The sequence below is a fragment of the Fictibacillus sp. B-59209 genome (assembly GCF_036216745.1).
GTDB lineage: Bacteria > Bacillota > Bacilli > Bacillales > Fictibacillaceae > Fictibacillus_C > Fictibacillus_C marinisediminis.
In genome coordinates this window covers 1-24,391 of record NZ_JARMMC010000015.1, presented here as the reverse complement: position 1 = coordinate 24,391, position 24,391 = coordinate 1, and the positions used below count along the sequence as shown (strand labels likewise).

The window sequence follows — 24,391 nt, the reverse complement described above, 5'->3', positions numbered from 1 at the left end:
CACCCGAAACTCATTTAATGTGAGCATCAGGATCAGCCTCCTTCATTTTTCAAGTAATTTATTCAACCGTTTCCGCTTCTAAATGAGGGACGGTAATTTCAAAGCCAGCCTGGGATTTATAGGTTAATGAACCTTCAATCGTCCCATACACTGTAACTGTATCATCTTTTATAAAAGGTGTTGTGCCTGAGTAGGTTACATAGACTATATCGTTAATATCATAACCATAAGAGGCTTTCGTAACGGCTAAACGGATATCAGTGGAACCATCTTTCTCCATTATTTGAACGATCTGACCTTGGAATTTAACAAAATCCCCTTTAAAGGTATCAGGATTCTTCTCCAGTTCGCCGTACCGTATCGTTTTGGCACTTTGCTTTCTTTCTTGCTCTTCCTGCTTTTTAAGGCTTTCATCATACTTTTCTACTTCTTCTTTCGTATGGGCATTTGTAATTTTTATTTTACCCAAGTGATAAAACCCAATATTATAATGCTTGCCATCAGGGACAATCTCACCCTTTAATACTTTGTAATTTTGATGAAATGTATTGTAATGACCGTATTTTTCAGGAAACTTCAGGTTGTTTGCTGTATCAACATAAACAGTAGCGGATACTTCATAGTTTCCATTTTCGATAAGGTAATATTCTTCTCCCATTTTTACAGTGAATTTTCCGTCTTTAACTTTTCCCCCGCCTCCATAACTTTCATCCGTATTTTTGTCTTCAATACCTACACCGACCTCTGTACCGTCATTCAAATTCGTTTTTCCAGAAAACACAACGGTATCTTTAGCTTTATCATAGGTCACCTGCTCTTGCTTTATATATAAGGTTTTCTTTTTCACAGGCTTCACCTCTTTCTTGGAAGCCTGTTTATGATCTGTTCCACTTACCGGCACTGTATTGATGCTCATACATGAAAAAATGAAGGCAATAACAAAGGATAGAATCATATAACCTACCCATTTCATAAACCCATTGTCACCCATATAAGCTTTAATAGCTAAAAATAAGAATAATATTCCAACCATAACACTAATGGTTGTAAAAAAAGTAAACATCGTCTGTATTCCCCCTGATGACTATTAAATTGTATCTGAATAATTTTACACCTAAACTATCATTTGCGAATATATTTTTGAAGAATTACCTTATATTAATAAAATTTCTTTTTATTTACTTTTGTTTATTTCCTGAAGCCCAGTTGCCGAAGAAGCCGTTCACTTCGTACTCTGCTTCAGGTTCGAGAATTACTGCTTTTGCATTTTAATTCGGCAAGAAGGATTTTATAAAGAGAGATGGAATAGTAAACAAATATTCTATTTGGGGGAGATATCGTTGTCCATTTCCAAAGATATTAGTTACGTTGTTCGTACTGGAAAAATTGAGGATGCCGAGGCCATTTTAGACATACAGAGATCCGTCGTATCCGAAGGCGAGTTTCTGATTTCGTTATCCGAAGAGTTTAATAAAACGTCATCTCAACAAAGAGAATGGGTACAGAGCCTATTGGAGAATGTAAATGAAACCTTAATTGTCGCTGAAAGAGATGGTGAAGTTGTTGGCTGGATCGTATTTCAAGCTGCCCCGAATCGAAAGCGATTGTCTCATACAGGTGCTTTAGGGATGATGATCAGCAAAGGTTACAGAGAAATGGGAGTTGGAACTATGCTGCTAAAAGCTTTATTAGACTGGGCAGAGAAAAATCCTTTGATCGAGAAGGTAAGTTTAGGGGTTTTCTCAACCAATCATAGGGCCATCTCACTGTACAAAAAAATGGGTTTCCTTGAAGAAGGCCGTAAAATTAAAGAGTTTAAGATGAATGAAAACGACTATGTTGATGATATTCTTATGTATAAATTCGTTAAATGAAAGAACGGCCCTGAACTTTTCAGGACCGTTCTTTTTATTATTTTTCAGTTAATGATGCCAAAATCTCACTCAAACTCAGCTCCGCACACGCCATCGACGTATCCGACACACCGTAATACATCTTCACTGCATCGCCTTCCACCAACGCACCGCAGGAGAATACGACGTTGCCGAAGAAGCCGTTCACTTCATAATCTGCTTCTGGCTCAAGGATCGGAGTCTCCGAACGGGCGATAACTTTTGACGGGTCGTTGAGGTCGAGCAGGACAGCACCCATGCAATAGCGGTTGTCTTTCGTCGCACCGTGATACAGTTCAAGCCAGCCTTTTTCCGTCTTGATCGGAACGGCGCCTCCGCCGATGCGGCCATCATCCCACATGCCATCACGCAATCCCAGCAAGTATTTATGGTTGCCCCAATGCATGAGATCCGGCGACTCAGCGATCCAGATCTCCGGCGCGCCCGTGCTTTTCGGTACCGGGCGATGAAGGGCGTAGTATTTTCCGTTCACTTTTTCCGGAAAAATGAGGACATCCTTATTTTCCGGCGCAAAGATCATGCCATGGTGCTCTACATTTTCAAAATCTTTTGTTGAGACGAGCGATTCTCCTACTCCGACAGGTGAAACCGCACTGTAATAGATGTAGTACGTGTCCTCGATCTTTGTGATCCTCGGGTCTTCAATCCCAAACGTTTCGAGGTTGTTGGACGGATAGATGAACGGCTCGGGATCGATGGTGAACTCCCGCCCGTCCTTACTCCTTGCAATCCTTAGATAGGATAATGAAGTTAAGTAGACAAATTGCTCCGAGCCGGCTTTCCGAATCACACGCGGATCTTCGAAATCATACCTTTCATCAGAAAGCTGAAGCTCCAGAATCTCGAGTTCATTTTTTTCCACATTAAAGACGGGAGCTTTCACAATCTCAGGGTCCTCGCTCACCGGGCGTTCGGCTACACGCAGCAGCATGATGACTTCATCATTGTACTGGGCGATGCCGGCGTTAAAGGCACCAATCACTTCAAAGTCCGAACGGTGAGGTTTAACATCACTAGGTGTTACTAAGGGGTTCTGTTCATATCGATATACATTCATGCTGCAGTCTCCTTATCTCTCATAGGGTAGGAACGGGTCTTGAATCGTCAGCTTATGGGCCTCTGCGTCACTGATGCCGGCGTATAGATCGGCGGTGCCGTCTTCCTTTCGCACCAAGCCGCCGCTGAACACTACATCTACCAAGTCAGGGCGTTTTGACGCTCCTGGCAGAAAATCATTTCTTACCGCAATCAGTTCGATATCGGAATAATCTCCTGTTTTCGGATTCACGACAAACCGCATCGGATAATAATGGCGGTTGCCTTCCGAATCAAAGCTCGCGATGTGGCCAAGCACGCCAATCAATCCGCTCGAGAGGACATGCAGCTCGTTCGCCCCTCCCCACTCCTCGTCTGTAAACTGATTTTCCAAGAGCGAGGCGTTTTCTATTGACTCCATTGTTAAGTCGCTAAGCGCGGGAACAACCGTGAATCCGATCTTCCCTCTTCCACCCTTTTCGCCTTGAGGCCTTGTGAAAACAGCGATGGATCCGTTCAACAGCTCGGCAATCCGCAAGTCCTTCATGCCATCCGGCCCTTTGAAGAACTCTTGAAGAGTATTGATGCTGCTTCCTTTATAAAAAACAGTCCGCCAGCCGAGGGCGTTTTCGATACTTGGATGCGGAAAGGTCTGCACGCCGCCTAGGACGAGATCGCCAGCGATGCGTGTAATGAATGGATCCTGAAGCTGATAGATTGGTGCTCCCTCTCTCGGAACCCATGTCTCCCCTGCTTTTATGAAAAAATGAACTTCCGATTTCTCACTGTCACGCGCCTCTACTCTGCCGGCGATGACCAGCTCGCCATCGTCTTCAAACGGTGCGGTAATGTTGTAGACATCTTTTCCACCGACGCCTTCAAATAGCAGTTTTTCAGGATCTCCGGGCTTATCTTTTTTCTCGTAGCCGGAGAGCAGTTCACTGCATGTTTTTACGTTGGATTTAACTAGTTTCAAAGGATTGTCCCTCCTTATTTCAGTGTGAATTGCATGCCTTCTTTAAACTTTTTGGCAAAGAACAGGAACAGGATGATGATCGGCACGGTCAGGATCACGGATGCCGCATACATCGGCCCCGGATAGCCGCCGTACGGGCCGAACATCTGCGACAGAAGCACGTTCAGGGTCAGCATGTTGTCGCTCTTGACGACAAGCATGTCCCAGAGGAGCTCGGTCCAGCGTTCCATGAACAGGAAGAGAAAGACAACGATCGTGATCGACTTCGACATCGGCAGAATGATCCGGAAGATGATCTGCCAGTCGGACGCACCGTCCAGTTTTGCCGCTTCAATAAACGTGTCGGGGATCGCCCGGAAAAAGTTCGTGTACATGAAGACCGCCCACAGACTCAGTGCTTTCGGCAGGATCATCGCCCAGTAGGAGTCGTACAGCCCCAAGCGCTGGATGATGAGGAACGTCGGCACAAGCAGGATGATCGCCGGGAAAAACATTTGAAACAGGATGGCGTTGTTCAGGAAATTCCGCCCGCGGAACTGAAGCTTGGCGAGCGAGTAAGCCACGATGATACCGGTCACCATCATGAGAGCCGTGGAGCCGGTTGAAACAATCAAACTGTTGAAAAAGGCACGGATCCATGGCCGCGGTTCAGCTGACTGGCCCCCGCTCAGCAGCCATTCATATGACCGGAGTGAGAAGTGAGACGGAATAAGTGTCCTGTCCACCTGGTTCCAGTCGGCGAACGAGTTCAGGACCATATAGAGATACGGAAAAACCATGACGAACAAGAGCAGAAACGCGATGATATAACGGATGATGAGCGTATTTTTCTTATGTCCAACCATTTCGTTTCCCCCACATTTCTAATAATTTTCGAATGATAAAGATCGAGATGAACGTAACAACGGACGCAATGAGCGCAACGGCGGATGCATAGCCGGCGGACAGGTTCTGGAACGCCTGCTTGTAAATCTCCATCTGCCACGTGTTGGTCGCGAAGTTCGGCCCTCCGCCTGTCAGCTGGTATACCTCGGTAAAAATCCCGAAGGTCACGCCGATCGAAAGGATGAGTGTCGTGAAAAGAGCCGGGTACAGCAGCGGCAAGGTAATTCTCCAAAAGCGCTGCCAGCCGTTTACGCCATCGATGGCTGCCGCTTCGTAAATTTCTTTGGAAATTGATTCAAAGCCTGACGTTAAGATGAGCGCGTAGTAGCCGGTAAACTTCCAGGCCATGATTATGGAAACGACCAGCAGGGCTGAAAACGGTGTTCCGAGCCAGTTTACGTCAAGTCCGAACGAGCTGCGCAAGAATGTGTTGACCGGGCTGTTGTACGAAAGGAATCCTTTTACGATAAAGGAAGATACAACGCCGGATGCCAGGTACGGCAGGAAGAAACCGATCAGGAACAAGCCTTTGAACCGCGGCAAACCGTGAACGACGAGCGCCACGATCAGTGAGGACGCGATGACCATCGGCACGAACACGATCATGAACTTGAACGTGACAATGAATGCGGCATGAACGCCGGGGCTTTGCAGTGCTTTAATGAAATTTTCAAAGCCGACATGATGAAAAACGGGAGCGATCAAATTCCAGTCGGTGATCGACAGATAGAACGACCAGCCGAGCGGAATCAGGAAAAAGATCAGCCCATATAAAAGGTAAGGACTGGCGAATAGCCAGCCCAATCTGTTATTATGCTTGGTTCTCATTACTTGAGATCCCCCTCAATGGCCTGCTTCATCTTTTCCCAGCCTTTCTTCGGCTGTACTTCCCCTTTTACTACAGGGTTGACGGCATATTGGCCAATATAGGTTTGAAGTTCGTTGTATTTCGCGTTATCAATGGACGGCACGGCGTTCGGAATGGCCTCTGCGTAGGGCTTGAGCGCAGGATTCTTGTCAAAGATCGCTTTGAATGAATCGTTGGACGCCAAATCGTCGCGTGCAGGCGGAAGGTTCGTTTTCTCCATCCATTTCACATCATTTTCAGGTTTTGAATACACCCATTTCATGAATTCCATCGCTGCTTTTTTCTCGTTTTCAGGTGCGGAGGAATAGATCACAAGACCTTTTGTATCAGCAAATGTGGATACATCTTTTGTGCTGGCTCCGTCCGGCACTGGCGGTGTTGATAAGGCGAACGTTTCATTGAATTTCATCTCCGGGAACTTCTCTGCCCAGTAAGTCAATGTCCACGGTCCGATGTCAGTGAAGATGCCGAGTCCTGTTTCGAACGGATCCTTCGACTGCTTGGTAAGGATGCCTTTTTCCTTGCGGATGTCGTTCATGAAGTTCAGCACATCCACTCCGGCTTTATCGTCAGCCACAAGCTTGCTTCCTTCTATAAAATTGTTGCCTTGCGTCGCAGCGTCATAAAGCATGAAGAAGTCGAACCAGCGCTTCCAGGCGGTCGGATCGGCAAGGTCAGGCTTTGCCCACAAGTATTTATCCGGGTATTTCGCTTTTAGTTTTTTCGTTACATCGAGTACTTCGCTGTATGTTTTTGGCGGCTCGTTGTACCCCAGCTTTTTCAGGATATCGAGTCTCCAGCCGAACAGCATGGCGTTGGAGTAGATCGGCAATACGTATTGGTTGCCGTCAGAGAACTTCCAGCCTTTGATCGTGTTGTTCATATTGCGTGATTTGATGATGTCATTGTAGCCATCAAGCTTGTTAAGCGGTTCGATCGCTTTGCTTTCCGCCAGCTGTGCCGCGAATCCGCGGTTGATGTTCTCGGACATCGTCGGTGCTTCCTTACCGGCGATGGCGGATTGGATGCTCGCTTCTGAAGTCGGGCTTTCCTTGATCGGGCTTACTTTGATCTTGATTTTCGGGTGATCTTTTTCAAACGCTTTGGCTGTTTCTTTCCAGTACGCTTGCTGCGGCGGGTTTGGTGCGGCCCAGAATTCAATCGTGGTGGTGCCGTTCTTTGATGAATCTTCACTTGCCGGGTTTCCGGTCGAACAGGCTGACAGTGCAGAAACCGTTAATGACGCTCCAAGCAATAGTGATGCGGCCTTCTTCATTTTCATCACGATATCCCCCAATACGATAGTTTGAGTAAGCGCTATCATTTCTTATAAAAAAATTTTGCGCTTGCTCGGTCGAAAAACATTACATTTTATTCTATTTGTAACTTTGTAATGTGATTAATAACTTTACAATTACAGTTTTACATCATTACAAAAGTTCTGTCAATTCTTTTTGTCTGAAAATTAATTGGATGAATTTGCTTGTTGTAGTTTACGCGAGTGCTTGATTAGGTTATAGTGAATTTGTAACGTGACAAATGTAATTTATGTAATCCATATGATGATTTTATTTGAAAGGTTTGAATAACAATGGCAAAAAAGGTCTCCATGCAGGACATTGCAGATGCATTGAATATATCGAAAAACTCCGTCTCCCAAGCGCTGTCGGGGAAACCGGGTGTAAGTGAAGCAACTCGGCGACTTGTTGAAAAAACAGCTCAAGAGATGGGATACAGTGTGAGGAAGTCGTCTGTGTCTGCTGGTGTGGTTGGGAGCGGCACAGGCAGCATCGGGCTGATCGCTTCGGATTATGCCTTCTCGCTGAAAAGCTTTTTCGGGGAAATTTATTTGAGTGTGGAAAAAGAAGTGACCGAACGCGGGATGAACCTGCTCATTCAGTCGATCAATACTGTGGCGCGTGACAATCTAGTCCTTCCTTCCTTTATAGCAGAGGGCAAGGTCGATGGTGTCTTGATTCTCTCGCACATCAGCACAGAGTATAGTAACGCCGTCATCGCGACCGGCATTCCGACGGTCATTATTGACCATCACCATCCCTTGATTCAGGCGGATGCCATTCTGACGAACAACCGGTTCGGCGCCTATACCGCGGTCAAGCATCTGATCGAGCTTGGCCACCGGAACATCGCCTATGTTGGAAACGTCAGGCTGTCACCGAGTTATCAGGAGCGTTTGGAAGGCTACAGGCTCGCGCTTCAGGAGCATGGGATCGAGCTTAATGAGGAGTTTGTGTTTAGTGACGTTCTTGAGGATGATCAGGATGTGACCAGGCTCGTGCAGGGGCTGGATGTTCAGCCCAGTGCTTGGTTTTGCGTGAATGATGGGTTTGGCTTTTTTGTAAGGTCTGCCCTGCAGCAGCACGGCATTGCTGTTCCGGGTGAGGCTTCTGTGTGCAGTTTTGACAACGGGATGCTTTCTCGCTTGTCTACCCCGAAGATCACCACGATGAATATTGATTTGGAGCTGTATGGCCGGAAAGCCGTCGAGCAGCTCACATGGCGCATGCATTATAAGGATGAACCGATTATTGAGCTGCTGCTTCCGGCGGAGTTGATTGTGCGGGAGTCGACGGCAAAAAGGTAGTTCTTTTTGGTGCCAGGCACCGGCGTTACACAAGTGTGTAATTGCGGTGCCTGGCACCAAGTGGATGATTATGAAGACTGCAAGAATGCTTTTATCCTTTGTTCTGATGTTTTGCATTATGACGCCGGCTTATGCAGCGGCACCGGTAAAGGAAAAATCACCGGTAAACCTGGAACACTGGTCACAACAAAAGAGCACCCGCCTGGATGCTCTTACCTCAATGATTTAATTATTATTTTCAAAAGAAATAATATATTTTAAGCCAGCATGAGCATCTTTAAATGTTGGGATCTGATTTAACTCCTGTATGCTCATTGCTAATTCAGGATTAATGCCAACTATAACACACTCTACCCCAATCAGATTTAGACAGTCATATAGTTTGGTAAGATTATATCTAACACTATCATCAAATGTGGTTATACCTCTTAAACTGACCATTACAAACCTGACACCATTTTTTACGCATTCTTCCAGAACTGTGGTTATAATATGTTCTCCGCGATCTATTTCCAGGCTTCCTATGAGCGTTAGAGCGATCGTTCTATCCCAAATATTCAGGATCGGCACAGAAAGATCTTTAATTAATCTTTCTTTTCTCTTGTCCTCTTCAACCTTTGAGGTAACGTCCATCAACATAACCATAAAACCTTGTTCTTTTCGAATGGGGGTAATTACGATATCTGCAATCACTTTGTCTTTAATATTAATCCTTGCCCTATGTCCTCCCTCGAGCCGTCCCATTACTCTGCGTTGATGATCAGGCTTGTTGTGAAAATAGTCCATATTCAAACCTATAAAATCATCTGAACTGGAAAGACCATAATACGGAGCAATTGTTCCTAAAATCTCCTTCGCCTTTATATTCATCCATATAATTTTATACTCTTTATCTGCAAGAATGATGACTTCACCAATACTGTTCAAAACATCGGTACTAGATAGATCAAATGGTACTTGATGCATGCAAGCATCTCCTTAAACTGGCATAGGTTTATTATAAAACAAAACACTGTTTTTTTACACCAAGACAGCGCGGCTCAAGAAACAAGAAGTTCGAGGAGCAGCAGATTCCGAGGTACGGAGTTTGGCATGAACCAAATGAGGATCTGAGGATATCAAGGCAGCAAAGAAATTCGCAGTTTTATGGAAGGCGCAGGAGAAAACGGAGCGTCTTCATGCTCCGTCATTTAACAAAGTTTATTTTAGGTGCATTTCTTGAAAAGCCAACTTCCTATGTTGACTCATTTTCCCTATCATTCCACAGGCTCATATTTTTAAATTCTTAATGTAAATGCACTCAATAAAATTCTACTCTTCTCCCAATATTGCCACCGGACGAAAAACCTCGTAATGGATATGTTCCTTGGCAACTTCCCATTCATTCAAGGCTTTAATAATCGCTTCCATAAACGGAATGGAACCGCAGAGATAAAAATTAGCTTCTTTTTTAGTGAGTATGGATTGCAGGGAGTCCAAATCAATATATCCTTCTTTATCATAATTTTTGGCTTTTTTATCCTCTTCAGTGGGTGAATCATAACAAATAAATGATTTTACATTTTTATAATCGTTTTCCAATTGCTTCACATGTTCTTTAAATGCATGTGTTTTGCTGTTCCTTGTTGCATGAATGAACGTAACTTGGTTTGGTGCTTTTTCTTCGACGATTGTATTTAACATACTTAATAAAGGAGTAATTCCAATTCCTCCACTAATCAGCACAATTGGTAAATGATCATTGTTGAGAACAAAATCACCAGCAGGGGCAGAAAATTGAAGTGCATCACTAGATTGAATGTGATGATGCAGATAGTTTGAAACAATTCCATCTGGAGAATCACCATGCTCATCTTCACGCTTAACGCTGATGCGGTAGTAATCTTTACCAGGTGCTTCAGATAAGCTGTAATGGCGAATATGCGTGTATTTCTCGCCAGGAATTTCTGCCTTAACGGTAAGATATTGACCAGCTTTATACGAAGCAATTGCTTTCCCGTCCTTAGGCTTAAAATAAAATGAAGTGACCTCTTCACTTTCCTTTACTTTCTTATCTACATAAAAAGCCCGGTATCCTTCCCAGCCTCCTGGCTGTTGTTCTGTTTCTTCGTAAAGTTTTTTCTCGAGATTTATAAAAGCGTCAGAAATATATCCATATGCTTTACCCCACGCTTCAATAATTTCATCTGTTGCAGTATCACCAAGAACATCTTTTACTGCTTGAAGCAATGTTTCACCTACAACAGGATATTGTTCAGGTTTTATTCCAATGGCCCGATGTTTCTGTGAAATCCTTTCAATAACTGGTTTAAGAGTATCCAGATTTGTAATGTATTCTCCAGCTGCATAAACGGCATATCCTAATGCTTCCTGCTGGAGACCTCTTTTTTGATTGGTTTGATTGAAGATGTTAAGTAAGTCAGGAGCTTTTTCAAATAATAGTTTGTAAAATCTTTTTCCTATTTCTTTACTGTGCTCTTTTAAAACAGGGGCGGTTGATTGTACGATATTAATGGTTTTTTCATCAAGCATGTAAGGTATCCTCCATGTTAAAATTTTTACCGAATTTTACTAATATGCCCCAATAATTTACCGATAGACGACTTCTTTCCTGTCTTCTCTTTGGTTTTACCTTTATAAAAAATTTCGTAATACTTTCAAAAATAGGATTTAGCAGTACCCGGATTGTCATAAAGCCATGCATAGGACTTCCTTTTATGCCGGGATTAAATTCCAGAAAAAATTTTAGCAGTAGTAAAACATAGGTTTAATTTTGCGTTGTGTTTTGGTGGAATTTGAATCGTAGAACGTATCAAACATCTCCGAGCTGCTCATCCTTTTTGCTGATAACCTGCAAAAATTGTGGAATTTCCCCGGAAATAGAAATGGTGCCAGGCACCTCCATTACACACTTGTGTAATTGGAGTGCCTGGCACCGTTTTTTGTTATTTCGTAATAAGATCTAAATCGACTGGAACGAACTTCTCTACCTTTTCGTCCTTGTTCACTTTGACCGCTGTTTGAACCGCCTCGGAACCGATCATGTCAGGCTTCTGTGCAACAGTTGCCGCCATCTTGCCTTCTTTGATTGCTTTTTGCGCATCGTCCGTTGCATCAAATCCGACAACAACGACGTCTTTCAAACCGGCTGCTTCCAATGCCTGAAGCGCTCCGAGCGCCATCTCATCGTTATGAGCAAACACCGCATCTACTTTTTTGTTTCCTTGCAGGATGTTTTCCATAACGTTCAATCCTTTAGCACGGTCAAAGCTTGCTGTTTGTTTCGCTACGATTTTAATGCCTTTTTCTTTATCGACTGCTTTATGGAAGCCTTCTCCACGCTCGCGCGCTGCAGAAGATCCAGAGATTCCTTCAAGCTCTACTACATTACCTTTTCCTTTAAGCTGCTTCGCGATATAGTCGCCGGCCATTTGGCCGCCTTTAACGTTATCTGATGCAATGTGAGAAACGACTTTTCCGCCTTCTGCACTGCGGTCAACCGTGATGACCGGAATGTTGGCGCTGTTCGCTGATTCAATCGCTGAAGAGATCGCTGCTGAATCTGTTGGGTTCACTAGAAGCACATCCACGCCTTGCTGGATCAAATCTTCGATGTCATTGACCTGCTTGGCAGAATCATCCTGTGCATCTACTGTTTTCAGCTGTACGCCAGCTTTCTTTGCTTCTTTTTCAGCCCCTTCTTTTAACGTAACAAAGAATGGGTTATTTAATGTTGAAACGGAAAGACCAATCTTTAGATCACCCTTGCCCTTTTTCTTGTTGTCATCTGTTCCCGGCGCTTTTGTGGAACAAGCCGTAAGCATCAAAGCTCCAATGACGAGAATAATTAAACCCTTAAACATATTTTTCATCGTAAATCCTCCCTTTTTTTGTTTGCAGTTTTTTTTGGTGCCAGGCACCGGCGTTACACAAGTGTGTAATTGCGGTGCCCGGCACCGAACCTGGCACCGAACCTCTGACACCGAACCTCCTCGAATAATCTAAGCCGCCTTCTTCCGATCGATCAGCACTGCGAGCAGAATTACTCCGCCTTTAACCACCTGCTGGTAGAAGGATGAAACGTTTAATAGGTTCAAGCCGTTGTTCAGTACACCAATGATGAGGGCACCGACTAATGTACCAAAAATCCAGCCTTTACCACCGGAAAGACTTGTCCCGCCAAGCACGACAGCTGCGATGGCATCGAGTTCATACGCTGTACCTGCCGTTGGCTGTGCAGAATTCAGACGTGACGTTAAAATGATGCCGGCAAACGCGGACAGCAAACCTGTCAGCGAGTAGATCATAACTTTGATTCGGCCGACTTTAATACCTGAAAGCAATGATGCTTCCTCGTTTCCACCGATTGCGTACGTTCTTCTTCCAAAGGTCGTTTTTTTCAGGATGAACCAGAGGACCGCGAACGCGAGCAGCATCCAGATGACCGGGAAAGGAATTCCAAGGAAATACCCACGTCCCATCAAGACAAAGCTCATATCATCCGAGAGGCCGGTGATCGGTTTTCCCTCGGTATAAACGAGCGTCAAACCTCGGAAAATGGTCATCGTCGCAAGTGTCGCGATGAACGGCGCCACTTTCCCTTTGCTGATAATGATTCCGTTGATGGCTCCCATTACAGTACCCGCAGCCAGACCTGCCAGCATCGCGAGAACTGGGTCTGTTCCGCCAGCCATCAGTCCGGCTGTGATCGCTCCGGACAGTGCCAGCATCGAACCAACGGAAAGGTCGATGCCTCCCGTTAAGATGACGAACGTCAGTCCAAACGCAATGAGCGCGTTAATGGAGACCTGCCGAAGCACGTTGAGGATATTCGTTAACGTGAAGAACTCCGGACTTAAGATGGATAGAACAATTAAGATAATGACGAGTCCAATGAGCGGACCGAGCTTCTGAAATATACTAATCTTTCGTGTTGAGGCTGACATGTTACATCCCTCCTGTTGCAGCATGCATGATTTTTTCCTGATCCGCTTCTTCGCGGTTGAGAATCCTGCTGATTTTTCCTTCATGAATGACGAGGATCCGGTCACTCATTCCTAAAATTTCCGGGAGCTCGGAGGATACCATAATGATGGACACTCCCTGCTCCGTCAGTTCATTCATAATCTGATAGATTTCTTTTTTCGCACCAACGTCCACGCCACGGGTCGGCTCGTCCAATATCAACACTTTCGGCTGATTGTTCACCCATTTTCCGATGACAATCTTTTGCTGATTTCCACCACTCAGCGATTTGACGATCTGTTCCCCGCCGGACGTTTTCACGTGGAGTTTTTTAATGAGCCGCTCCGTTTCTTTCTGTTCGGCACTTGCGGAGATCACACCGCCGTTTGACACCGCTTTCAAATTGGTTAGCGTGAAATTTTCACGAACGGTCATCCCTACAACAAGCCCTTTATCTTTGCGGTCCTCTGTGACAAAGGCCAATCCGGCCTCAATCGCATCTGATGGCTTCGAGATGTTCATCGGTTTGCCGTCGAGATAAACGCTGCCGCCATCCTTTTTCTTATAGCCGAAGATGGCTTCCATGATCTCGGTCCGGCCCGCGCCCATCAAGCCTGCTACACCGAGGATCTCGCCCTGCTTGACGTCAAAGTGAATGTCTTCGAAGTGCTCTTTTCTAGAAAGTCCTTCCACTCTCAGCCGTTCCGGGCCGATCTTCGCCTTCCGCTCAGGAAACCGCTCGCCAAGCTGTCGGCCGACCATCATTGAAACAATCTCATCAAAATTCGTTTCCTTAACTATTTTCGTACCGATAAAATCACCGTCACGAAGAACTGAGATCCGGTCACACATCTGGAAGATTTCCTCCATCCGGTGGGAGATGTAGACGATGCCGACGCCTTGCTTTTTCAGCTTTTCAATCACGGTAAAAAGCGCTTCTATTTCACGGTCGGTAAGTGCGGCTGTCGGTTCGTCCATGATGATGCAGTCCGAATTTGTTTCAAGCACTTTGGCGATCTCGATCATCTGCTGCTGTCCGACCGAAAGCTCGCCGGCAACCGCATCAGGATTGATTTCCACCCCGAGCTGCTGCAGTGCTTTTTTCGTTCGTTTTCGCATATCGGACGTCCGTAAAATGCCGGTCTTGCCGTACGTCAGCTCTTTTCCCAGGAAAAGATTTTCCGTCACGGTCAGGTAAGGAATGATATTCAGCTCCTGGTGCACGACTCCGATCCCCATCTCCTCTGCCTCTTTCGGATTGGAGAAATGTACGTCCTTCCCTTTTACTGTGATTGTCCCTTTGTCTCGTTCATAGATGCCGGCCATGATTTTCATCAGTGTCGATTTCCCCGCGCCGTTTTCTCCCATGAGAGCATGAACTTCGCCAGTCTGCACGTCAAAGCTCACATCTTTCAGCACATGAACATCTGAAAATGATTTATAGATACCTGTTAAATGAACAAGTGTCTTGTCACTCATTAGAAAATCACCCCCGCATGTAAAATGATGTTGGCATAAGGCGTTGTTTCACCCGTACGGATGACCGCTTTCGCATTCTTCGTTAATTCCTTGAACGTTTCATGAGAGACCATATTTTGCGCGGTGCCTGGCACCGCTTCGAGGACCTTGCTGAGATACGCTTCGTTCTCCTTCAATTCCTGAGCCAGCGTTACTTCCTCCACCTGCATGTCATCCGCGACCGCCTGCAGCGTTTCCAAAAAGCCTGGTGTACCCATCGTCAGGGCGATGTCGATGCGTTTAACATCGTCCGGAATCGGTAAGCCGCAGTCTGCGATGACAATCGTATCTGTGTGGCCCATTCGTGCGAGAACCGAAGCAATCTCGCTGTTCAATATCCCTTGTTTTTTCATCTGCACCACCTCTTCCTCATGCTGTCTTTTGATTAGAAAAAATCCCGGTTCAGCCGTTAACTGCGATGAACTGCTCTACCTCTGATTTGGTTGGCATGCCGGTCTGCGCACCGAGCTTTGTTGTCGAGAGGGCCGCAACCGCGTTGCCAAATTTACAGGCCGCTTTCAGCGACAGCCCCTGGCTTAATCCAACGGCAAGCCCGCCGTTGAAGGAATCGCCGGCCCCTGTCGTATCTTTAACATCCACCTTGTAAGAACGGACGTTGATTTCCTCGCCGTCTTTATAAAAAGTAAGGCCTTTTGAGCCCTTCGTTACGATGACCTTTTCCTTGATGAGCTGCTCATCGCGGCCTTGAAGCAGCAATTCGAGCTCGTGTTCATTCGGTGTGATGTAGTCGACTTCCCGAAGGAGTTCTTCAGGCAACTCCTGAATAGGAGCAGGATTCAGGACTACCTTTACGCCGTTTTCCTTGGCGATGCTCACTGCTTTCTGAACGCTTTCCAGCGGTATTTCAAGCTGAACAAGGAGAAAATCACTGCCGGCTATTATCTCACGCTTCTTCTCGACAAATTCAGGCGTCACTTGATGATTGGCGGCCGGCACAACGATGATGCTGTTATCACCTTCTGATACAAGGATGGTGGCTGTTCCCGTGGATCCGGAGACCTGCTCTACATCTGTTACCTCTACACCCTGCTTATTAAGGTGATTCACAAGCTCAGACCCGAAAACATCGTCACCGACACAGCCTACCATGCGGACATCAGCTCCCAGTCTTGCAGCAGCCACTGCCTGGTTCGCCCCTTTTCCGCCGGGGATTGTCTTAAACTCCTGTCCGAGGAGCGTCTCCCCCATCTTCGGAACCTTGTCCGAGATCGTCACCAGATCCATGTTGATGCTTCCCACTACCGTAATCTTAGCTGCCATTGCGAGCCCACCTTTTTGATTGATTGTGTTTGTTTCGGTGTCATTGATTCGGTGCCAGGCACCGTCGTTACACAAGTGTGTAATTGCGGTGCCTGGCACCGTCCTAAACCTTCCGCGTTGATTCTCGTTCGATCAGTTCAACATCCAATTCATAGAAGGTATTTTCCACTGGCTTTTTCTCAATGAGCTTCACAAGAAGATCAGCAACGATTGTTCCCATGTCGTAAATCGGCTGTCCAACAGTGGTCAGCTCTGGCGTTGTTGCTTCTGATAATGCAATACCGTCAAAACCGATAATGGCCAACTCCTCGGGTACCTTCTTTCCGAACTGATGGGCTGCTTTGATCGCGCCGATGGCCATCACATCGTTGCCTGCAAAGATTCCGTCGATCTCAGGGTGGCGGTTCAGCAGCTGAAGTGTCGCCTTAATCGCTGTCTTCATATCATAGTTGCCGTCCTCGATATAGCTGCTGTCGAACCACAGTTCGCTTCCAACTTCTTCGAGATATCCGGCACGCCGCTCCATCGCGTTATCAATATGCTCAGGTCCGCTCAGATGGGCGATTCGTTTACATCCCATTCCCTTCAAAAAGCTAGCCGCTTTTTTTGCACCGCTTTTGTTTTTAACAACTACAGTAGGAATGTCTGCGTTGATTTTACGGTCGATGCTAACAACCGGAATGTTCAGCTGTTTCACTTTTTCAGCAGTCAGCGTATTGGAAGCGACAATAAGGCCGTCAACATACTTTTGAAGCAGAATTTCAAGATAGTCTTCTTCTTTTTCTGCGTTTTCATCGGTATTGCAGAAGACAACGTTATAGCCCAGCTTATGTGCCGTATCTTCCACTGCCCTAGCAAGCTCCGGGAAAAAAGGGTTAACTATATCCGGCACCATTAACCCGATGGTTTTCGATGTTTTTTTGTAAAGGCTTCGGGCTACCGCGTTTGGCTTGTAATTCAGCTGCTGGATCGCTGCATCAACCTTTTTCTTCGTATTTTCATTCACGTACCCATTGCTGTTGATCACCCTGGACACCGTCGCAACTGAAACACCTGCCTGTTTCGCGACATCTTTAATGGTTGCCATAATCAAACACTCCGATAAAATGCTATTTATAAAGAAAGTTATGTTTTGAATGTCTACTCATATGTGTAACCGGTTACATACTGTTGTAATAAAAAATCGGTCAATCTTGTGTAACCGGTTACACACAGTATAATTCCTCCTAATTAAGATGTCAAAGGGAAATTTTTTTAGGTGCCTGGCACCGTCGTTACACAAGTATGTAAAGGCGGTGCCTGGCACCACATCACACATCAACGACACCCTACCAATCTTTTAACATCAAACTTTCACTGCCAAACTTTATCCCTATTGACAAGAGCTCATCATCATAATAAGATAACTGACAGAATAGATAGAATTATCTGTTTATTTTTTTGTTCCTATTCCAAAACTTAGTTTTATATTATAAAACAAATAAATCATTTACCTCTTTGTTTATACATAAAAGCCAGATTTTACGCTCTACTTTTTATCTTTTGAAAGCGCTGCCATTTTGGCGTTTTATAAAAAACAAGGAGGGATTGGGTATGGAAGCAAGACTTGAGACAAAGCAAGCTAAGCCAGTTAATTTCGCACGGAAGTTTCGCTGGACGGTTGTTGTTTGGTTGTTGATCGGGGGTATCATCAACTATCTAGACCGGGCGAATCTTTCCATAGCAGCTCCAGAAATGATGAAAGAACTCGGGCTTACTGCCACAGACATCGGATTGCTGGGAACCGTTTTTTCTTGGAGTTATGCGCTGATGCAGCTCCCTTCCGGCTGGCTGATCGACCGTTTCGGAACAAAAAGGGTCTATACGATCGCATTGATTTGGTGGAGCGGCGCTACCATGCTGACTGGGGCAGTACATAAAATGTCTACCTTTATCATGGCCCGGGTTTTGCTTGGTGTGGGTGAAGCTCCATGTTTTCCAACCATGGCCAAGATTACTTCTTATTGGTTTCCGAAAAAGGAAAGAGGGCTTGCGACAGGGATATGGGACTCATCCTCCAAGTGGGGGCCCGCTATAGCACCGCCATTGCTCGTTTTTCTCATGGTAACTTTTGGCTGGAGAGCCCTCTTTTATATCACGGGTGCCATCGGCATTGTATTTGCTATCGGATTTTTCATCTTTTATAAAAATCCGGACAAAAGCCGCAAGCTTTCCGAGATGGAGCTGGAATATATACAATCGGAAGGCGCTGGTTCTGAACATAGCATTCAAACATCCAAAATTAAATGGGGAGAATTATTCAAGTATCGAAGTGTATGGGGGATGATTCTTGGCTTTTTCTGTACCATTTGGATCTGGAATATTTTCCTTGTCTTTCTTCCGCTCTTTTTAACAAACGTCCATCATGTCTCTTTGAAAGAACTGGGGATCTATGCCGGGATTCCATGGCTTGGCGGGATCTTCGGAAATATTTTCGGGGGATACCTTACGAAAAAGCTCGTGGATAAGGAAATCACTACACCGATCAAAGCAAAGCGTGCGCTTATTAGTATCTGTGCCATCTCTGCTGCCATAGTGGTTTGTGCCGTTCCGTTCGTGACAGGACTTGCCATGACGCTCACACTGTTAACGCTTGCTCTTTGTTTTATTTCAGCAATGACGGGAAGTGCATGGGCGCTTGCGGGTGATATCGCACCGCCTTCCATGGTTGCATCAGTCGGTGCCATTCAAAATTTCGGCGGCTATTTTGGAGGAGCCTTTTCCCCTGTCATAGCAGGAATGATTGTAGATGCTACAGGCTCCTACTCCCTTGCTTTTATCTCCGGCGGTCTGATCGCAGGCTGTGCGGCATTATGTTATTGGTTTATCGTCAAGAATCCTATTCAAGAATAAGGATAAGGAGGAGCGCTATTGAAACCGAAAGTTTTTCTCGCAAGACCTATCCCTGCTGAGGCAGAAGCGTATATTTCAGAGCATTGCATATACGAAAAATGGCAAGGTTCTGCACCGATAACGAGAAGTGAACTGCTAGAAAGGTTGGAGGATGCAGAAGGGCTGCTCATTACCGGGGAAAAAATTGATGACGAACTGCTGGATCATGCCCCAAACCTTAAGGTGGTCAGTAATATTTCTGTAGGCTATAACAACTTTGACCTTGAGTCCATGAAAAGAAGGAACATTATGGGTACGAATACCCCTGATGTTCTCAATGAAACGGTGGCTGATCTGGCTCTGGCCTTAATGCTGTCCGCAGCACGGCGCATCCCCGAACTGGACAAGCTGGTGAAGGACGGGAAGTGGGAGGATCAAGACGATGAACCGCTCTTCGGTGTCGATGTTCACGGAAAAACATTGGGTATCATCGGCATGGGCAGAATTGGCGAGGCTATTGGAAAGCGCGCCAAATTCGGCTTTAATATGAACATTCAGTATCATAACCGGCACAGGAAACCTGGATCAGAAAAGATTCTGGATGCTGACTATGTCCCGCTGGAGGAATTGCTGCAAACTTCAGACTTCGTACTGTTAATGGTTCCTTTTACTCAGGAGACGAAGCACCTTATGGGTCAAGAGCAATTTGCACTCATGAAAAAATCCGCCATCTTCATCAACACTTCACGCGGACAGACGGTCGATGAAAACGCCTTGATCCAAGCTCTTCAAAACAAAGAAATCCTGGCTGCCGGTCTCGATGTATTTGACCAGGAACCCGTCTCAACAAGCAATCCGCTGTTGAAGCTTCCTAACGTGGTGACCCTGCCTCATATCGGTTCAGCGACTCACCAGACGAGGTTCGATATGGCCATGCTCGCTGCCAAAAACCTGGTCGCTGCAGTTACCGGAAACGAGCCCCCAAATATTGTCCAGGAACTAAAAAGCGGCATCATGCTGTAAACGGTAAACGGTGCCAGGCACCTCAATTACACACTTGTGTAATTTGTGGTGCCTGGCACCAATTTTTTAAAAAGCATACTTCTTGCTTACTATAAAATAAACCCATTGATGGATAATATTTTCCTATTTGTTTGTTACTGTAAAATGGTAGTGCAAAAAATAGCGAGAGGTGATGTGTTTTGATGAAAATGGTAAAAAAAATGCTGATTCTGATTGTTATGGTATTCACGCTAGCCGCAACACCAAGTTTATCGTACGCACAAACGCTGGGTAAGGGAAGTACAGGCAATGAGGTTAAGACCCTGCAGAGCCGCATGAAGAATGCAGGCTACTTTCATGGTCCTGTTACCGGCTATTATGGACCTCTCACAAAGTATGCTGTTGCTAATTTTCAGCTGGCCACTGGCATTGTTCCTGACGGAGTTGCCGGCCCGCGCACATTCGGTAAGTTAAACGATGTCGAAATTATGGCAAGGGTAGTCAACGGAGAAGCGCGCGGGGAATCCTACCTCGGGAAAGTCGCCGTAGCTGCGGTCATCCTAAACCGCCTTGAAGATTCACGTTTTCCAAAAGATACGTTTAATGTCGTCTACCAGACCAACGCTTTCACTGCCGTCCATGATGGACAGTATAATATCTCTCCTAACTCTTCCGCCTATCGTGCTGCCATTGATGCCATGAAAGGCTGGGACCCTACACACGGTTCTATTTTCTATTACAATCCTCACCTTGCATCGAACAACTGGATCTTTTCACGCCCAAGCGTTACCCGAATCGGCAATCATATATTTGCTAAATAATATTTTGGTGCCAGGCACCCGCTTTTGACATATGTCAAAGAGCGGTGCCTGGCACCAATTTTGTAACCCCACTTTTCGTATTGTCGAAAATAAAATTTTTTATTACAAAGTAATTCGACACAATTTTCTGATGTTTTTTGATAAATATTAACTGCAGTCTAATATTGATGAAAAGGGGATAGAAATTTGAAGAAAAAGCTTGCTGTACTTTCAATGTGCTCAGCCCTGTCATTCTCACTGTTTTCGGGACTTGTTTCCCAGCCTGCCAGCGCTGAGGAATCAGCCTCACAGGTGCATTATCTTCTAACGTATAAAGGCAACAACGTCCCTTCCAACCTTTCTGCAAAAATTGAACAAGCCGGCGGTTCTGTGGAACGTGTCGTTGAGGAAATTGGTGTTGTAGAAGCCAAATCATCCTCCCCTGATTTTCTTGCCAAAGTGAAGGCAGATTCAAATGTACAAGCCGCGGACAAAGAATTGGAAGTTTATTTGGAAGACGATCCAAATCCAGCTGACGGACAACCCATTACATCCATTCCGCAGCCCAACTGGAACGATCCTAGCCAAAACTACCATGATCTCCAGTGGGATATAAAGAAGATCACGAACGATTTTAAATCCTATAACATCAACAAAGGAAACCATAACACGGTCGTCGGGATCATCGACACCGGAATGGACTTCAATCACCCTGATTTAAAAGAAAATGCAGATCTTGCAGGCAGTAAAACCTTTGTACCTGGCACGAAAGATGCCCGGGACCAAAACGGCCATGGAACACACGTAGCCGGTTCCATTGCTGGTAACGGTAAAGTATACGGCGTTGGCCCGAACTTAACCGTACGTTCGTACCGGGTTTTCGGTGCTACAGGCGGTGCCCAGCAATCATGGATTACCGATGCGATCGTGTCTGCAGCGAACGATGGAGTTGAGGTCATCAACATGAGCCTTGGCGGATGGCGCTGGATGGCAAACAATCTTGGCGACAAAGGCGATTCCGCTTCCATGGTGGCTTATCACCGTGCCATGCAGTACGCTACGCAAAAAGGTGTGACGGTAGTCGTTTCTGCCGGCAATGACTCCCGCAACTTGAACGATATCCATGACATGCAAGCTTACTGGAAGGAAACGTACGGATTGGATATTAAAGGACCTTCCCGTGTAGCACCTGCCCAGGTTCCTGGAGTCGTTACGGTATCCTCTTCCAATGAGTGGTCTAAGGATAAAATTGCGTTCTATTCCAACTACGGAAGCGTGATTGATGTAGCTGCTCCTGGCGGCGACAACGGCCCGACATACGATGCCCTATACCGCCAAAATCCAAAAGGAAATTATCTTGATAAGCGTGACTTTAAGTACCGCGCGTTCTCAACCTGGCCAACCTACCTGGCACCCTATGTAACAGGAAACTTAAAAGGTTATGCCCTTCTTCACGGTACTTCCATGGCTGCACCGAAAGTAGCCGGTATCGCAGCGGTCATCAAATCACAGCATCCTGAATATTCGCCAGCACAAGTTCAGGCCAAGCTGCGCCAGACAGCTGTCGATCTCGGAAAAGTGGGACAAGATCCGCTATTCGGGTCTGGAGAAGCCAACATCTATAATGCATTAACGAAATAAAAAATTGGTGCCAGGCACCCGCTTTTGACATATGTCAAAGAGCGGTGCCTGGCACCAAATTTATGGCACCAATTTTACTCCTCCTTATTTTATTTTCACATCCACCAGATCAGACATCTTCACTCGATGGACCTCATGGTGGAAATCTACGATGCGCAGCTCTTTTTTATAGGAATCTACATAATGGACCTTCCCGATCAATAAATGAAAGTCCCCTTTTTCAAAAATGGTCATACACAGATCCAAATCTTCAGCCATCGCTTCACAGATCGTCTCTTCCATCAGCTCGTATTGCTGTTCATCCAGTTCCGGTTTTGTCTTCTTTTTATGATCCCAGTCAAACTCCCTTAAACCCTTCACATGCTCAGGCATAAACATCCCTTGCCATTTCATCTTTCCGCGGTCCCGAAGCATATTCATCACCTTCCTCACCTTATTATATGCGAATATATGTTCGGTTTATACTGAAAATAAATGACAAATAATGCATGTCATTTGCGGAAACTTGTAAATTGAAGGCAACCAGCCTAATGAAGTGCCCAACCTTAGGCTCCAACCAATCCTGAGGAATGTGTAAATTTTGAAATATTTTTAAACAAACCTGTCATTTTCTGTTATATTATAAAAGATATTGCAACTTTTAAACTATTATATTCCAAAAATTGTATACAGTCGTTTTTAATTTTAAAGAAGAGGTTGATGAAATGGACAGACGTTCAGCAAAACAGCAGCGCAAGAAAAAACGCACGAGCTTAAAAGTTACACTGATTATACTTGGAGTTCTCTTGCTCATTGGAGCAGGCGGTTTCTACTATGTTTATGGCTCGGTGAAAAATACGGCCAACAAAATGCACGACAACTCTACATGGGACGGTTCCTCTAAACGAAAGAAAGAGCTTACTCCCTCTAAAGGCGACCCGCTTTCTATCTTGATTTTGGGTGTCGATGAGCGGCAAGGTGACCGCGGCCGATCCGATACGCTAATTCTTGTCACCGTTAACCCGAATACAAACAAAATGGTAATGACCAGCATCCCGCGTGATACGCGCACAGAAATCGTTGGAAAAGGCCGAGAAGATAAAATCAACCATGCGTATGCATTTGGCGGAACAAAAATGGCGATCAAGACCGTTGAAAACTTCCTGGACGTGCCCGTCGATTATTTCGTAAAAGTAAACATGGAAAGCTTCAAAGGAATCGTGGATGCCCTTGGAGGCGTCACTGTAGATAACGAACGTCTGGCGTTTAATTACGATGGCTACTCGTTCCCTAAAGGCGAGCTGAAGCTGTCCGGAAAAGAAGCGCTTGCTTATACCCGTATGAGAAAACAGGATCCACAGGGTGACTTTGGCCGTAACGAACGCCAGCGCCAGGTGATCAGCGCAATCATAAACGAAGGAGCACAAATTTCTTCGGTTACAAAGATGGGCGACATTCTGGACGTAGTCGGCACTAATGTAAAGACAAACATGAAGTTTGACGAAATGAAAGACATTCAATCGAAGTATAAAGGCGCACGTAAAAATGTAGAAAACATCGAGATTAAAGGCCAAGGCCAGCGAATCGGCGGCATTTACTACCTCATCGTGCCGGAAGACGAGAAAACCAAGATTCAAACCACGTTAAAAGAACAGCTCGAACTTTAAGATGACAGCAGTGATCCTTGCAGGAGGGTCGCTGCTTTTTTTATGCTAAACTATTTATATAGAAATATTTTACAAAAGGGGTGCCTCTCATGCATTTAAACTATGACTACAAACAAAAAGAAAAACGAAACGGAACCAGCTACATTGAAGTCCGGGATAAAGAAGAAAATGCCTTATTTGAAGCTGAACACAAAGGCAATCAAGTGGTTTTGACGACGTACTGGCGAAACGAAAAAACGACTTGCTTTTCCATTCCTGTTGAGCTGTTTGAGAAACTGTATCGTGATCTAGGTATTTCGGAATAGGTCTTTCCCTAAGGCTCTTTTCTAAAAGATTGTTGCTTTGGGAATCTTTTTGTAAATAGGCTTCATTGACAAGTTGATTG

24 protein-coding genes are annotated in these 24,391 nt (G+C 45.4%); 9 read left to right on the top strand and 15 right to left on the bottom strand.

Annotated elements, in window-relative coordinates; all coding sequences use genetic code 11:
* Positions 1 to 58: 58 nt before the first annotated feature.
* Positions 59 to 1,063, bottom strand: a complete 1,005-nt coding sequence (locus P4361_RS11550; RefSeq protein WP_328089494.1) for a hypothetical protein — start codon at positions 1,061 to 1,063, stop codon at positions 59 to 61.
* A 277-nt stretch (positions 1,064 to 1,340) separates the two neighbouring features.
* On the opposite strand from P4361_RS11550, the gene P4361_RS11545 reads away from it, so the two are divergent.
* Positions 1,341 to 1,874 (top strand): GNAT family N-acetyltransferase, encoded by a 534-nt coding sequence (locus tag P4361_RS11545; protein WP_328089493.1) that lies wholly within the window; start codon positions 1,341 to 1,343, stop codon positions 1,872 to 1,874.
* A 37-nt stretch (positions 1,875 to 1,911) separates the two neighbouring features.
* Here the strand turns inward: P4361_RS11545 and P4361_RS11540 are convergent, their stop codons facing one another.
* Genes P4361_RS11540 through P4361_RS11520 form a run of 5 tightly spaced genes read right to left on the bottom strand, consistent with a single transcriptional unit; the run spans position 1,912 to position 6,959 of the window.
* The gene (locus P4361_RS11540) at positions 1,912 to 2,970 is read right to left on the bottom strand and encodes a BtaManbiosPhlase (protein ID WP_328089492.1); all 1,059 of its coding nucleotides are present in this window, start codon (positions 2,968 to 2,970) and stop codon (positions 1,912 to 1,914) included.
* Positions 2,971 to 2,982: 12 nt separating this feature from the next.
* Positions 2,983 to 3,924: a DUF1861 family protein gene (locus P4361_RS11535; protein WP_328089491.1), complete on the bottom strand. Its 942-nt coding sequence runs from the start codon at positions 3,922 to 3,924 to the stop codon at positions 2,983 to 2,985.
* 14 nt (positions 3,925 to 3,938) lie between these two features.
* On the bottom strand, positions 3,939 to 4,769 hold the full coding sequence (locus P4361_RS11530; RefSeq protein ID WP_053356626.1) for a carbohydrate ABC transporter permease: 831 nt from the start codon (positions 4,767 to 4,769) through the stop codon (positions 3,939 to 3,941).
* The gene (locus P4361_RS11525; protein WP_328089489.1) at positions 4,756 to 5,637 is read right to left on the bottom strand and encodes a sugar ABC transporter permease; all 882 of its coding nucleotides are present in this window, start codon (positions 5,635 to 5,637) and stop codon (positions 4,756 to 4,758) included. Before P4361_RS11525 ends, P4361_RS11530 begins: the two co-directional genes overlap by 14 nt.
* Positions 5,637 to 6,959 carry an ABC transporter substrate-binding protein gene (locus P4361_RS11520; RefSeq protein WP_328089488.1) on the bottom strand — a complete coding sequence of 441 codons (1,323 nt, stop codon included), beginning with the start codon at positions 6,957 to 6,959 and terminating at the stop codon, positions 5,637 to 5,639. Before P4361_RS11520 ends, P4361_RS11525 begins: the two co-directional genes overlap by 1 nt.
* Positions 6,960 to 7,268: 309 nt before the next feature.
* On the opposite strand from P4361_RS11520, the gene P4361_RS11515 reads away from it, so the two are divergent.
* On the top strand, positions 7,269 to 8,282 hold the full coding sequence (locus P4361_RS11515) for a substrate-binding domain-containing protein (protein ID WP_328089487.1): 1,014 nt from the start codon (positions 7,269 to 7,271) through the stop codon (positions 8,280 to 8,282).
* Between the two features lie 70 nt (positions 8,283 to 8,352).
* Complete coding sequence (locus tag P4361_RS11510; protein WP_328089486.1) at positions 8,353 to 8,511, top strand: hypothetical protein; 159 nt, start codon at positions 8,353 to 8,355, stop codon at positions 8,509 to 8,511.
* Here the strand turns inward: P4361_RS11510 and P4361_RS11505 are convergent.
* From P4361_RS11505 to P4361_RS11470, 8 genes are all read right to left on the bottom strand, one after another.
* Complete coding sequence (locus P4361_RS11505) at positions 8,508 to 9,248, bottom strand: STAS domain-containing protein (RefSeq protein WP_062237202.1); 741 nt, start codon at positions 9,246 to 9,248, stop codon at positions 8,508 to 8,510. The genes P4361_RS11510 and P4361_RS11505 overlap by 4 nt on opposite strands.
* Positions 9,249 to 9,593: 345 nt before the next feature.
* Positions 9,594 to 10,814, bottom strand: a complete 1,221-nt coding sequence (gene hmpA, locus P4361_RS11500) for an NO-inducible flavohemoprotein (protein ID WP_328089485.1) — start codon at positions 10,812 to 10,814, stop codon at positions 9,594 to 9,596.
* A gap of 413 nt (positions 10,815 to 11,227) precedes the next feature.
* A complete protein-coding gene (gene rbsB / locus P4361_RS11495) occupies positions 11,228 to 12,154 on the bottom strand; it encodes a ribose ABC transporter substrate-binding protein RbsB (protein ID WP_425590254.1) in 927 nt (308 codons plus the stop codon).
* Positions 12,155 to 12,283: 129 nt separating this feature from the next.
* On the bottom strand, positions 12,284 to 13,228 hold the full coding sequence (rbsC, locus tag P4361_RS11490; RefSeq protein WP_062237196.1) for a ribose ABC transporter permease: 945 nt from the start codon (positions 13,226 to 13,228) through the stop codon (positions 12,284 to 12,286).
* Between the two features lies 1 nt (position 13,229).
* On the bottom strand, positions 13,230 to 14,726 hold the full coding sequence (locus tag P4361_RS11485; protein ID WP_328089484.1) for a sugar ABC transporter ATP-binding protein: 1,497 nt from the start codon (positions 14,724 to 14,726) through the stop codon (positions 13,230 to 13,232).
* Positions 14,726 to 15,118, bottom strand: coding sequence for a D-ribose pyranase (gene rbsD / locus P4361_RS11480; protein WP_062237193.1), 393 nt, complete (start codon positions 15,116 to 15,118; stop codon positions 14,726 to 14,728). The genes P4361_RS11485 and rbsD overlap by 1 nt, the downstream gene beginning before the upstream one ends.
* 49 nt (positions 15,119 to 15,167) lie before the next feature.
* On the bottom strand, positions 15,168 to 16,046 hold the full coding sequence (rbsK, locus tag P4361_RS11475) for a ribokinase (RefSeq protein ID WP_328089482.1): 879 nt from the start codon (positions 16,044 to 16,046) through the stop codon (positions 15,168 to 15,170).
* A gap of 103 nt (positions 16,047 to 16,149) precedes the next feature.
* Positions 16,150 to 17,133: a LacI family DNA-binding transcriptional regulator gene (locus P4361_RS11470; protein ID WP_328089481.1), complete on the bottom strand. Its 984-nt coding sequence runs from the start codon at positions 17,131 to 17,133 to the stop codon at positions 16,150 to 16,152.
* Positions 17,134 to 17,639: 506 nt separating this feature from the next.
* Between P4361_RS11470 and P4361_RS11465 the strand changes: the two genes are divergently transcribed.
* The 4 genes from P4361_RS11465 (at position 17,640) to P4361_RS11450 (ending at position 22,360) form a co-directional block, all read left to right on the top strand.
* On the top strand, positions 17,640 to 18,938 hold the full coding sequence (locus tag P4361_RS11465; RefSeq protein ID WP_328089479.1) for an MFS transporter: 1,299 nt from the start codon (positions 17,640 to 17,642) through the stop codon (positions 18,936 to 18,938).
* Between the two features lie 18 nt (positions 18,939 to 18,956).
* Positions 18,957 to 19,940 carry a D-glycerate dehydrogenase gene (locus P4361_RS11460; protein ID WP_328089478.1) on the top strand — a complete coding sequence of 328 codons (984 nt, stop codon included), beginning with the start codon at positions 18,957 to 18,959 and terminating at the stop codon, positions 19,938 to 19,940.
* A 182-nt stretch (positions 19,941 to 20,122) separates the two neighbouring features.
* Positions 20,123 to 20,740 (top strand): cell wall hydrolase, encoded by a 618-nt coding sequence (locus P4361_RS11455; protein ID WP_256224950.1) that lies wholly within the window; start codon positions 20,123 to 20,125, stop codon positions 20,738 to 20,740.
* A 186-nt stretch (positions 20,741 to 20,926) separates the two neighbouring features.
* Positions 20,927 to 22,360 carry a S8 family serine peptidase gene (locus tag P4361_RS11450; RefSeq protein WP_328089477.1) on the top strand — a complete coding sequence of 478 codons (1,434 nt, stop codon included), beginning with the start codon at positions 20,927 to 20,929 and terminating at the stop codon, positions 22,358 to 22,360.
* 84 nt (positions 22,361 to 22,444) lie between these two features.
* Here P4361_RS11450 and P4361_RS11445 read toward each other — a convergent pair whose 3' ends face one another.
* Positions 22,445 to 22,780 carry a YolD-like family protein gene (locus P4361_RS11445; protein ID WP_328089476.1) on the bottom strand — a complete coding sequence of 112 codons (336 nt, stop codon included), beginning with the start codon at positions 22,778 to 22,780 and terminating at the stop codon, positions 22,445 to 22,447.
* A 284-nt stretch (positions 22,781 to 23,064) separates the two neighbouring features.
* On the opposite strand from P4361_RS11445, the gene P4361_RS11440 reads away from it, so the two are divergent.
* Positions 23,065 to 24,006 (top strand): LytR family transcriptional regulator, encoded by a 942-nt coding sequence (locus tag P4361_RS11440; protein WP_328089475.1) that lies wholly within the window; start codon positions 23,065 to 23,067, stop codon positions 24,004 to 24,006.
* A gap of 89 nt (positions 24,007 to 24,095) precedes the next feature.
* A complete protein-coding gene (locus P4361_RS11435) occupies positions 24,096 to 24,311 on the top strand; it encodes a hypothetical protein (RefSeq protein WP_328089474.1) in 216 nt (71 codons plus the stop codon).
* Positions 24,312 to 24,391 lie beyond the last annotated feature (80 nt).